This window comes from uncultured Thiohalocapsa sp., from assembly GCF_913062725.1.
Classification (GTDB): Bacteria; Pseudomonadota; Gammaproteobacteria; order Chromatiales; family Chromatiaceae; genus Thiohalocapsa.
On sequence record NZ_CAJXWY010000009.1, the window covers coordinates 1 to 10,891 of the forward strand.

9 protein-coding genes are annotated in these 10,891 nt (G+C 66.6%); 7 read left to right on the forward strand and 2 right to left on the reverse strand.

The features are described from left to right. Positions 1-332: 332 nt before the first annotated feature. Positions 333-1,265: an alpha/beta hydrolase gene (locus QZ588_RS03675; RefSeq protein WP_295540069.1), complete on the forward strand. Its 933-nt coding sequence runs from the start codon at positions 333-335 to the stop codon at positions 1,263-1,265. 156 nt (positions 1,266-1,421) lie between these two features. Here the strand turns inward: QZ588_RS03675 and QZ588_RS03680 are convergent, their stop codons facing one another. Together QZ588_RS03680 and QZ588_RS03685 are read right to left on the reverse strand one after the other, a co-directional pair. Then, positions 1,422-2,120, reverse strand: a complete 699-nt coding sequence (locus QZ588_RS03680; RefSeq protein ID WP_295540071.1) for a metal-dependent hydrolase — start codon at positions 2,118-2,120, stop codon at positions 1,422-1,424. Positions 2,121-2,151: 31 nt separating this feature from the next. Beyond that, on the reverse strand, positions 2,152-2,460 hold the full coding sequence (locus QZ588_RS03685; RefSeq protein ID WP_295540074.1) for a hypothetical protein: 309 nt from the start codon (positions 2,458-2,460) through the stop codon (positions 2,152-2,154). Between the two features lie 171 nt (positions 2,461-2,631). On the opposite strand from QZ588_RS03685, the gene QZ588_RS03690 reads away from it, so the two are divergent. From QZ588_RS03690 to QZ588_RS03715, 6 genes are all read left to right on the forward strand, one after another. Beyond that, positions 2,632-3,246, forward strand: a complete 615-nt coding sequence (locus tag QZ588_RS03690; RefSeq protein WP_295540077.1) for a histidine phosphatase family protein — start codon at positions 2,632-2,634, stop codon at positions 3,244-3,246. 201 nt (positions 3,247-3,447) lie between these two features. After that, positions 3,448-4,482, forward strand: a complete 1,035-nt coding sequence (locus QZ588_RS03695) for an SPFH domain-containing protein (protein WP_295540078.1) — start codon at positions 3,448-3,450, stop codon at positions 4,480-4,482. Beyond that, positions 4,472-5,434 carry an SPFH domain-containing protein gene (locus QZ588_RS03700; protein ID WP_295540080.1) on the forward strand — a complete coding sequence of 321 codons (963 nt, stop codon included), beginning with the start codon at positions 4,472-4,474 and terminating at the stop codon, positions 5,432-5,434. The genes QZ588_RS03695 and QZ588_RS03700 overlap by 11 nt, the downstream gene beginning before the upstream one ends. 185 nt (positions 5,435-5,619) lie before the next feature. Continuing rightward, on the forward strand, positions 5,620-6,282 hold the full coding sequence (locus tag QZ588_RS03705; protein ID WP_295540083.1) for a response regulator transcription factor: 663 nt from the start codon (positions 5,620-5,622) through the stop codon (positions 6,280-6,282). 14 nt (positions 6,283-6,296) lie between these two features. Next, positions 6,297-8,234 carry a hypothetical protein gene (locus QZ588_RS03710; protein WP_295540086.1) on the forward strand — a complete coding sequence of 646 codons (1,938 nt, stop codon included), beginning with the start codon at positions 6,297-6,299 and terminating at the stop codon, positions 8,232-8,234. A 926-nt stretch (positions 8,235-9,160) separates the two neighbouring features. Next, complete coding sequence (locus QZ588_RS03715; RefSeq protein WP_366929531.1) at positions 9,161-10,885, forward strand: oligosaccharide flippase family protein; 1,725 nt, start codon at positions 9,161-9,163, stop codon at positions 10,883-10,885. Positions 10,886-10,891: the final 6 nt, after the last annotated feature.

Below are 10,891 nucleotides of genomic sequence, written 5' to 3' on the forward strand. Positions count from 1 at the left end.
GACCCCCGCCCGCCGCCACCCAGCCCGCTGAGGCTTGCGACTGGCAGCGGGACGCCGTGAATACATCCCCGTAGGCTTCACGACCGCATCCCTGCGGTCGAGACCCCCGCCCGCCGCCACCCAGCCCGCTGAGGCTTGCGACTGGCAGCGGGACGCCGTGAATACATCCCCGTAGGCTGCACGACCGCATCCCTGCGGTCGAGACCCCCGCCCGCCGCCACCCAGCCCGCTGAGGCTTGCGGCGCAGCCCGGCACGGGGTGCGGCACCGCCCGGACGGGGCAGCCGCCGGGCGCGGCTTGAGCCGGCGGCCCGCGGGATGCACTTCAGGACGATGCACCGTTCCGCCACACGCCTCGCCACCGTTGCGCTGCTGCTGCTCGCCGGCTGCAGCGGGTTGTTGCTGCGCCCGGATGCCGCGGGGCCAACTCCAACCCCATCCGAGTCCCTGCCCGCCGGCGTGGCGGTGACCGCGGGGCAGCTCGCCTCCAGCACGGGCTGTGGGCTGGACTACCGGGTCTTTGTGCCCGCGGCCGCCCCCGCTCCGCCGCGCGCCGTCCCAAAAACCAACGACGGCGGCGACTGGGTGATCCTCGCCCACGGTTTTCTGCGCAGCCAGCAGCGTATGCGGGGGCTGGCCGCGGCCATGACCGCAGACGGCCTGCGGGTGGCGACGCTGGACTTCTGCAACCAAAGGCCCTGGGCCGGACGCCATGTGCAAAACGCCCAGGATATGGTGGCTTTGGCCCGGCACCTGGGGGCACGGCGGGTGGTCTACGCGGGCTTCTCGGCGGGCGGCCTGGCGGCGCTGCTGGCCGGGCGGTCGGATATGCGAGCCGTCGGCGTGCTGACTCTGGATCTGGTGGAGACCCAGGGCCTGGGCGTGCGCGCCGCCCGCGGCCTGGACAAGCCACTGCTGGGGCTCGCCGGCGAGCCCACCAACTGTAATGCCCTGGACAACGGCCGCACGGTGTTTCAGGCCAGCGTGGACGCGCGGGTGCAGCGTATCCCCGGTGCCGGCCATTGTGATTTCGAAGCGCCGACGGATGCGCTTTGCGAGCTGGTGTGCGCGGACCCCGACGGCACCGAAGGCGCTCAGCGCGCCCAGATCATCGCCCGCGCCGCCGCCGCGGCGCGGGCCCTGCTGGACGGCGAGGCGGGCACCTGGGCATCGGCGACGGACGCGGCGGCCGGCGGTGTCACCGCGGATCCCCGCATGCGGCGACAGCCCCACGGCAGCGCCCTGCCGGGGTCGGGCGGCGGCTGAGCGGCGCACGGGCGGTTAGGCCGGGGTGTTACTGCGCCGGAGCCGCACCGGGGTGCCGCACTGGGGCCGCAGCGGGACCACGGGTCTGCGCGCGGATGCATCCGGCGCCGGTGCCGCGCGCAGGCATGCAAGCGCCGGCTGCGGCTGCATGCGCGTTCACCAACGGGGCCAGTGGGCGGCGAGCAGCCCGGTCTGCACACCGGCGCGTCCGAGCAGGGCCAGCAGCGGCTGTGGGTCCGGCGCCAGCCCCGCCAGCACCACCGCCAGCCCCATGAGCATCAGGGAGCCGGGCCAGGCGCGCAGGCTGAGGGGCTTGAGTGCTGTGCCAAAGGAGCGCTTCAGCCGCCGCCCCATCAGATCGACGCTCGCCACCTCATCGAGCACCAGATGGGTGACGTAGCCGAGCAGCACGAAGCCCGCCACCAGCCAGGCCCGGGTGGCATCCAGGCCGAGCAGCAGATCCGCGACGATGGCTGCCGCCAGCGCCAGCACCAGCGCCATGAGCAGGGTGTGCCAGAGGCCCCGATGCACTGTCAGGCGCGCAAAGGCCAGGCGCAGCGGCCAGCTCACGAAGAGCCAGGTGGCGGCCCAGATGCCCACCAGCTCGAGCACCGCGAAGTGCTCGGCGAGCGCGAATGCCGCCATGAAGCCGGCGACCAAACCGGCCATATCGAATACGCCCCGCAGCGGTTTGGAATCGTCGGCATCGATGTCCGGCAGCAGGCTCGCCGCTGTACCGAGCACGAACAGCGCCTGGGTTTGGACGGCATCACTCAGGCCCTCGCTGTAACTGGCGAAGGCGGCGACGGCCGCGATGACGGCGCCGCCGGTGAGGTGGGTGCGAAAATCGGCCATGCGGCACCTGGCAGGCTCGGCCCGGCTGGACTCAGTCCGGATACAGCTCGGGGCTCCAGCCGCGCTCGCGGGCGCGGGCGAGGGCCGCGTCGTAGATGCGCTGGTGGCGCGCACGCAGGTCCTCGGGCAGTTTCGAGACCAGATGGCCGTAGGGCCGCCAGGCATCGCTGACTTTGTCGTAGAGGTCCTGGATGGCGGCGATGGACCAGCCGGCGCAGGTTTCGTCTTCTGCGATCAGACCGAAGACCTGGGCATCGCGGACGATCTGGCCGGTGGGCGTCATGCCGCCGTAGCTGTCGTCGTCCAGACCGGGATAGAGCTTATTCTGCTGCTGCCGCATGGCGCGAATCCTGTGGTTGAATGCTGCAATTGTGGCGAAACCGCCGGCCGTTGGCCATCCATCGCCCGACTATCCGCCCCGCGACCGGCGAGTGCCGGCCGCCCCAGCGCCCATGCCCAAGCCCCCAGCCTCCAGCCTCCAGCCCCCAGCCACGCGACACGCGCCACTCCCATGCAAGACACCGTCATCGACCTGATCCGCCACGGCGAGCCCGTGGGCGGGCGCATGATCCGCGGCAACGGCTGCGATCATCCCCTGAGCGCCACGGGCTGGGCGCAGATGCGCGCCGCGGTGGCGCCGGCGCTGCGGAACCAGTGCCCCTGGCAGCAGATCGTCACCTCGCCCATGAGCCGCTGCCGGGGCTTTGCGGTGGAGCTGGCCTCGCGCCTGGGGCTGGCGCTGGCCGTGGAGCCGGAGCTGCGCGAGATCGGCATGGGTGCCTGGGAGGGGCGGCGGCCCGCCGAGGTGGCGGCGGCGGCGCCGGACGCCTTTCGGGCCTTCCGCACCGACCCCGTCGCCCACCGGCCGCCGGGCGGCGAGCAACTCGCCGACTTCCGCCGGCGCATCGCCCGTGCCTACGCGCGCCAGCTGGCGCATTGGCCGGGGCAGCGGCTGTTGATCGTCTGCCACGCCGGGGTGTCGCGGGCGGTGCTCGGCCATGTGCTCGGCGCCGACGATGCCGCCTGGTATCGGATGGTCATCGACTATGCGGGGGTGAGCCGCATCCGCCACAGCCCGCACGGGGCGGCCGTGGAGTATGTGAACGCCGCCCGCGCACGCGCCTGAGCCCGATGCGGCTGAAGTGACGGCGGCGGCGGGCGGCACGGCCCGCCGGCACCCGGGCCAATGGTCACGCCATGGCGGACAATCGCGCCGGCCAGGCGCCGTCTGGTCCACCGCAGCAGCATGCGCATGCCGGTTTCGCGCTACCATCCGCACTGGAGTGAACACGGCCGTGCACTGCGGCCTGCACAACGGGGGTGGATCATGACCGTTCTCGCCTTTCTCGCCGGGCTGTTGCTGTACATCGGCGTCTCCGTGCTGAGCCGCGCCTGGTTCGTCGTCAAGCCCAACGAGCGCGCCGTGCTGGTCTCCCTGGGCCGCGCCCAGCGCCTGCGCGATCAGTATGTCGACGACCCGAGCCTGAACGACGACGAGCGCCAGCGCTACCACTACCCGATGCTCAGAATCCTCGGCCCCGGCTGGCATTTCAAATGGCCCTGGCAGAAGCCGATGGTGGAGGACATCGCCACCCGCTCCATCGACATCACCTGGGACCCCACCAAGAGCCAGTCCACCATCGAGGCGGTCACCAAGGACAACCTCACCACCGGCATCGACGGGCAGCTGCGCTGGCGGGTGGCGCAGAGCAACTTCTATGCGTATTGCTTTGGGGTGGACAGCCCGCTGGAGCACGTCATGGGCTATTTCGTCTCGGTGCTGCGCGAGCGGGTCGCCAACTTTACCGACCCCAAGGGCCAGCGTCTGGTGGAGGGCGGCGAGCTGGCGGGTGCCGACGGCGGCGGCCCGGCGTTGGCGGCGGAGCTCTCGGAAGGCGTGTCCATCAACGACCTGCGCAAGAACCTGCCGCTGCTGAACGACTACATGGAGCAGCAATGCCGCGCCACCGGCGCCCGCTACGGCATCGAGCTGGACGCGGCGCTGATTACCCAGATCGACCCGCCGGCGGAGGTGGACCGGGCGCTGTCTGCCATCAACAGCACCCGCAACCAGGTGGCCGCGGACATCAGCACCGCCCGCGCCGATGCCGAGCAGCAGATCACCATGAGCAAGCGCGCCGTGGAGATCGCCAGCAACAACGCCCAGGCCGAGGTGGCGCCGCTCAAGGAGCTCGCCGACACCCTCAAGGGCATCAAGCGCCGGGGCGGGCCACCGGCGCTGGCGGCCTACATCCGCAATATGCGTATTCCGCTGCTGGCCCGCGCGCGGCGCATCGTCCAGGTGACCAACACCACCTCGGCCGCGCCCGCCGCCGTTCATGGAGGCCACCATGCCCAATGATCCCACCGCCTTGATCCCGGCCTTTGTCGCCGGTCTGCTGGCCATCCCGATCCTGCTCGCCGTCGCCCGGCTGTTCAGCCTCTACACCATCGTCAACGAGCAGGAGGCGGTGGTCTACACCTTCCTCGGCAAGGTGATGGGCGTGCTGGATCAGCCGGGGCTGCGGTTTCCGCTGCTGCACTTCGGCCCCACGGCCATCCTGGTGCCGCTGTTTGGCACCCGCCAACCGGTGAACATGAAGCTGCGCCAGCGCTACCTGCGCAACCAGATGGTCAACTCCGAGGAAGGCACGCCCATGAGCGTGGGCGTGTGGTACGAGATGCAGGTGAGCGACCCGGTGGCCTATCTGTTCAACAACGCCGATCCCGAGGGCTCGCTGGAGGCGAACGTCGCCAGCGCCACCATCAGCACACTCTCGAACCTGGAAATGGACAAGCTGCTGGAGGACCGCCATCAGCTGAGCCGCCAGGTGCGCGCCACGGTCTCGCCGCTGTCGGAGAAGTGGGGCTTCCGGCTGGGGTCGGTCTACATCCGCAAGGTGGCGTTCACCGACCGGGAAATGGTCGACAACATCACCGACAAGGTCGTCAAGCGTCTGGTGCAGGTCACCAGCGCCATGAAGCAGGACGGCGAGAACCGTGTGGGTCTCATCAAGAGCCAGACCGCCTACAAGGTCTCGGAGCAGTTGGCCCAGGCGTCGGCCACCCGCCCCGCCGTGGTGGGCGAGACGCTGAACGAGATCGCCGCCGACGACCCCGAGGTGCTCGACGCCCTGATGCAGGTGATGGAGGCCGAGCAGCTCATCGCGTCCGGCGCCGACGTGGACGTGCTGCCGCCGGATGCGCGGGTGTTGGTGTCCCTCGGCGGCGGCGGGGAGGACAAGCCGGCGGGCTCCGTCAAGGGCGGCGCCACTGCGAGCCGATTCAACCTTGACGAGGGGGTATTGTCTTAGGCGTGGCGGGCGCCGTCGTGCAGCCCTGCTCCCCCCTGATTCAGGGGATAGGCCAAGCGCTTTCGAGGACGTAGCCTGACTTACGCCCCGGTGGGCTGGCAACGATCCGCTCCGGATTCGGAGCATTGGTGTCGTCGCCACGGTGCTGCCCGCAACCGACCTTGCCATGTCTCAAGTCCTGCCCTATGAACATCCTAGTGCTTGAGGACGACGAGCCCATCCGCCGGCGCCTGGTGCGGATTCTGGGTGCAGAGCCCGACGTCACTATCATTGAAGCGGCCACCCTGGCTGAGGCACGACAGGCGCTCTGCCCGGTGATGCCCGATGTGCTGATCGTCGACCTGCAATTGCCGGACGGTCACGCCATCACACTAATCGCTGATGTGTGTCGACGTGCGCCCGCGAGCGACATTTTGGTGATCAGCGTCCTCGCGGACGAGGCCAGTGTCGTCAGCGCCATAGAAGCCGGTGCGTCCGGCTACCTGCTCAAGGATGCATTGCCAGCGGACATCGTCGAGACCGTTCGCAATGTCCGCGCCGGATTTTCTCCCCTGTCACCGCGCATCGCACGCTTCATCCTCGACCGCCTGCGCGCCACGCCGGCGACTTCGAACTACTCCACCAGGCCGCCTACCCGACAAGGCGCCCCGGGCGTCCTGACACCGCGGGAGCTCGACGTGCTATGGGGCATTGCCAAGGGGCTCAAGTATGCGGAGATCTCCCGGGAGTTGGGCATCTCGACACAGACGGTGGCCAGTCACGTCAAGAATATTTTTCATAAGCTGCAGGTGAGCAGCCGCAGTGAAGCCGTCTTCGAGGCCTGTCAACAGCAGCTGATCAAGCTGTAGCGCGGACTCCGACGGTGCCTACCAAGCAGGCGCTGCCACTTGAGGTGCTGGCAAATCTGCGCTTTCCATATCCACTCTGGATTCGTGTTAGCCTCATCGTCGTTGTTTTGGCCCTGGAGCTTTGGTTTTGCCTGCTTTTACTCGGGATCAAGCCGCTCCTGGATGATCCGCGAGTCAGCACTTTTCGAGTGGTGACAGGAAGCGCAGTCACCCAACCGCATCTGCAAGGGCGCCACCAGGCACAGAAGGTTCAGTTGCCGGAGCGCTGTACCGTACAGACCTTGCGCTTCGGCTGCACCTTGACCTTCACCACCACTTACGACTTCACTTCCGCACAAGCAGCGCTGGCCCTGTACATCCCGCGCTACCGCGGCCATCTCCAAGGGTATGTCAACGGCATCCAACTGCTCGATAGCCGGTGGGTACAATCGCCGCTGTACATCGGCCAGTCGACGCCCTTGGTCGTGTCCCTTCCCGAGGCCTTGCTACATCAAGGCAACAATACGATCGAGATCCAAGTGCATGCCTACCGCGCCGTTGGCGCCATGCTTGGCATTTTCCAGATTGGTCCTAAGGCATTACTGGAGCCCCACGCCGCTACTGTTCGCACGGCGGTGATTACCATCCCATTACTGATCAACGCCATGCTCCTGGCGGTTGGACTCCTCACGGTCATCCTCTCGGCCCTGCGCCTCTTGGACCAAGTCTATCTGCTTTTTGGTGTCATTTGCCTATGTCTACCGCTTACAACATTACCGGTGATGTTCATTAGCCCCAGCCTGGAATGGCTCTGGCAGCTCACCAATCCGCTGCGTCTGCTCGCCGGCTCACTATTGCTGCCATTCGCTTATCTTTTCAATGGCCGTCGTCCCCCGGTGCCCATTCCTCTATTCATCATGCCGGTGCTGGTCGTACTGGTTGCCAATCTTCTGGCCCCCGACAGCGTGGTCACCCTGGGGCTCATACGCGGCCTGGTGCTGCTCGGCGGCGTACTCGCACTGGCCGGGCTCGGTTACTTGTTTGTGAGTGCTTGGCGCAATAGCAGCGACGCATCCGTGATTGTCCTCGGTACGGTTGGGCTCGCAGCCTTTTTTTCAATGAAAGATGGGCTCGTGTTGCTCAATGTCATTGATAACGATTCGCTGGTGCTGATCCACCATATCAGTGCTCTCCCCGCGCTGGTGCTCGCCGCCATCCTGCTATGGCGTTTCTCTGGAGCATTGAAGGCACAGGAGCAATTCGCGCAACAGCTGCAGCGGACCGTAGTCGACACCGAAACGCGGCTGCGCGAGACCTTGCAACGAGAGCGGGAACAATCGCGGAGCATGGTGCTTCAGCAGGAGCGCACGCGGCTGATGCGCGACCTCCACGACGGCCTGTCCGGACAGCTGGTGTCGATTCAGTCTTTGTGCGAATTCCCGGAGGAAGATACGACCGCACGTATCGCTGCGGCCAGTCGCGCCGCACTCGTCGATCTACGGCTCGTCATCGCATCCATGGATGATGTTGGTGACGACCTCGGCTTGATGCTCGGTAGCTTTCGCGAGCGAATCGAGCCACAAATCCGGGCTGCCCGCCTCGATATGCAATGGCAGATACGTGCCCTGCCCGATCTACCCGGGCTCGATCCGACGGCAAGCCTGCATCTGCTGCGTATTTTGCAGGAGTCGGTGGTTAATGCCATCCGGCATGCCCAAGCGTCGGTGATTTGCATCGAGGGCAGTCAGTCGCCGCATGCGGACTACGGCATTCGGTTGTGTGTGGCCGATGACGGCCACGGCGGTGCCGCACCCCGACCCGGTGGGCGCGGTTTCGCCCACATGCGCGAGCGGGCGGCGGCGGTGGGTGCGCTGCTGCGCATCAGTAGCGACAGTGGGGGCACTGTCGTGATGGTGGACTTGCCGAAGCAGTTGGGACGGGATCCGCCGCAACGCCCACCTGCGCCTAGATGAGACCATAGGTGGTCGCAGGCAGCACACCTGCAGCCGTTCAACTCGCATCCGGAGTCGTGCCGAAAGAGCGCCGAGCGACAAAGATAGCGATGGCCAGGGCTATTGCTTGCCCACCTCTGGAGTAGCATAGACGGATAGGAGCGCTCGAGGGCTTCGGACCAGTCGGCCTCTGTCGATCTCTCTTGAGCGGGCGACATTGAGAGCCAGCTAGGCACTGGTTGCATGTGAGGTGGCTAAGAGAATTGGGCGCTTACGCTCATGCCGTATCCTCAGCGAGCAGAGGCGGGCCGCCGCAGCCTATACACCGCATGTCTGGGCACATAGGCCCGCTCGCCGGGCATTAGCAAACGATAGCCTTGGAGTGTCGTGACTTTGATCGCCTCAATTCGGTACCACCAAAGCAGCCGTCCGATGATTTTGACGGTGCATTCGTCCGTTCCGGCCCGCGAGTGCTGAACCAGCCTGCCAAGCCTTGCGTTCAGTGTGCTGCTGGTCATTACATACCTCTTCACACTTTATTAGATTTGCAGTTTACGCGCCACATCCTAGACCCATCCAAGGGGGGGCGACATCCCCGGAACAGGGGATGGTGTCGCCAGCGCGCCACAGCGCTTTGCGCACTGCAAATAACTGCAGGCGTTTCGTGGTTGGTTGTTTGCGAAAGCCAGTTAGGGCGCCAGCACACGCGGGGTTTGTCAGCAGCTACCCGCTGCTCTGGCAGGTCCCGCGCCGCCTCTGCCGACGGCTTGGCCATGCGCTCGACGCGCCCATCGATTCGAGAGCGCTCGCAGTCCACCATCACGCGTTCGCGGCGGTTGTGCGTTCGCACAGTCGAGCCATCCAGCAGCCCAACGAGGGGCCGCAAAACCCTGATCGCGTGCGACAATCCCGGCTGCCGTCCGCCGTAGCGCAAAATTCTGTCACCCGTGAACCCCCTCAAGCGCCTCGCTTCCCAGACCGCCGTCTACGGCCTGAGCAGCATCGTCGGCAGGTTCCTCAACTACCTGCTGGTGCCGCTCTACACCTACACCTTCGTGCCCGCGGATTACGGTGTGGTGGCGGAGTTCTATGCCTACATGGGCTTCCTGGCGGTGCTCATGACCTTCGGCATGGAAACGGGCTACTTCCGCTTCCGCGCCGGCGGCGAGGACGAACCGGACCGGGTGCTGGCGACGGTGCTGCGGTTCCTGATCGTCGCCAACGGCGGTTTCCTGATGCTGGCCGTGGTCTTCCAGCAACCGGTGGCGGATCTGCTGCGCCACGGCGAGCACCCGCAATTCATCTGGTGGGTGGCGGCCATCCTGGCCCTGGACGCCGTGGGCAATGCGGCCTTCGCGCGGCTGCGGGCGGAGGAGCGGGCGCTACGGTTCGTGACCATCAAGCTCATCGAGATCGGCGCGACTATCGGCCTGAACGTCTTTTTCATCGTCGTCTGCCGACAGGCCTATGCGGCGGACCCCGGCTCAGCACTGGGCCAGTTGTGGATTCCGGAGATCGGCGTCGGCTATGTGTTCCTGTCCAACCTGGCCGCGAGCGGTTTGAAGCTGTTGCTGCTGACGCCGCAGTTCAGGGGGGCGCTGACGGGCTTCGACGGCGCGCTGTTCAAGCGCATGCTGCGGTACTCGTTGCCGATGGTGGTCATCGGAATGGCTGGCATCGTCAACGAGATGCTCGACCGTGCCGCGCTCAAGTTCCTGCTGCCCTATGACGATGCCACCAACATGGCGCAGCTCGGCATCTACAGCGCCGTCTACAAGCTGTCGATCCTGATGACGCTCTTCATTCAGGCCTTCCGCTACGCCGGCGAGCCCTTCTTTTTCAGCTACGCCAAGCAGCGCGACGCCCGTCAGATCTACGCCCTGGTGCTGACCTGGTTCGTGATCTTCTGCGTGTTCATCTTCTTGGCTGTCACGCTTTACATCGACGTCTTCCAGTACTTCGTGGGCGCTGCCTACCGGGAGGGCCTGCATGTGGTGCCGGTGCTGCTGCTGGCGAATCTGCTGCTCGGCGTCTATGTGAACCTGTCGGTCTGGTATAAGCTCACGGATCGGACCCTGATGGGTGCCTGGGTCGCCGTCATCGGCGCCGGCATCACCATCGTGTCCCTGTGGCTGCTGGTGCCGGCATTCGGTTACGAGGGGGCCGCCTGGGCGCATCTCATCTGCTATGGCGCCATGGTGGTGCTGTCCTACGGCCTCGGCCGGCGCTACTACCCGGTGCCCTACGAGGTGCTGCGCGTATCAGGCTACATCGGGCTCGGCTTGGGTCTCTTCGCGACCGGGCGCTGGCTCACGGACACCCATGGCTGGAACCCATTCGCCGCCGGCAGCCTGCTCATCGCTGTCTATGTGCTGCTGGTGGCACTGCTCGAAGGCCCGCGGCTGCGGCGGGCGCCGGATCGGCAACGCCCCCGCAGCATCAGGCCCGGGCGCGGGCTCCGTCCACAGGCGACCATGCGTAAGACGCCCGGCCGTGGCCCCACCTTGGGATTACGTCCGCGTCTGCGTCTGCGCCACCTCGACCTGGCTCTCGCTGTGGTGGCAAGCGCGATGGTCGTCGTGAGTCTGGTCCTCGATGATGTCGCCGCGGCACCCCTCTACGCCCTTCTGGCCTATTTGCTGTGGCGGCCCGATACGCGGCGCGGCGCCTGAGCATCA

What these genes read in the sequence shown, in the direction of transcription:
- QZ588_RS03675 (WP_295540069.1), top strand. Translation starts at nt 333, where the DNA reads ATGCACCGTTCCGCCACACGCCTCGCCACCGTTGCGCTGCTGCTGCTC.
- QZ588_RS03680 (WP_295540071.1), bottom strand. Translation starts at nt 2,120, where the DNA reads ATGGCCGATTTTCGCACCCACCTCACCGGCGGCGCCGTCATCGCGGCC.
- QZ588_RS03685 (WP_295540074.1), bottom strand. Translation starts at nt 2,460, where the DNA reads ATGCGGCAGCAGCAGAATAAGCTCTATCCCGGTCTGGACGACGACAGC.
- QZ588_RS03690 (WP_295540077.1), top strand. Translation starts at nt 2,632, where the DNA reads ATGCAAGACACCGTCATCGACCTGATCCGCCACGGCGAGCCCGTGGGC.
- QZ588_RS03695 (WP_295540078.1), top strand. Translation starts at nt 3,448, where the DNA reads ATGACCGTTCTCGCCTTTCTCGCCGGGCTGTTGCTGTACATCGGCGTC.
- QZ588_RS03700 (WP_295540080.1), top strand. Translation starts at nt 4,472, where the DNA reads ATGCCCAATGATCCCACCGCCTTGATCCCGGCCTTTGTCGCCGGTCTG.
- QZ588_RS03705 (WP_295540083.1), top strand. Translation starts at nt 5,620, where the DNA reads ATGAACATCCTAGTGCTTGAGGACGACGAGCCCATCCGCCGGCGCCTG.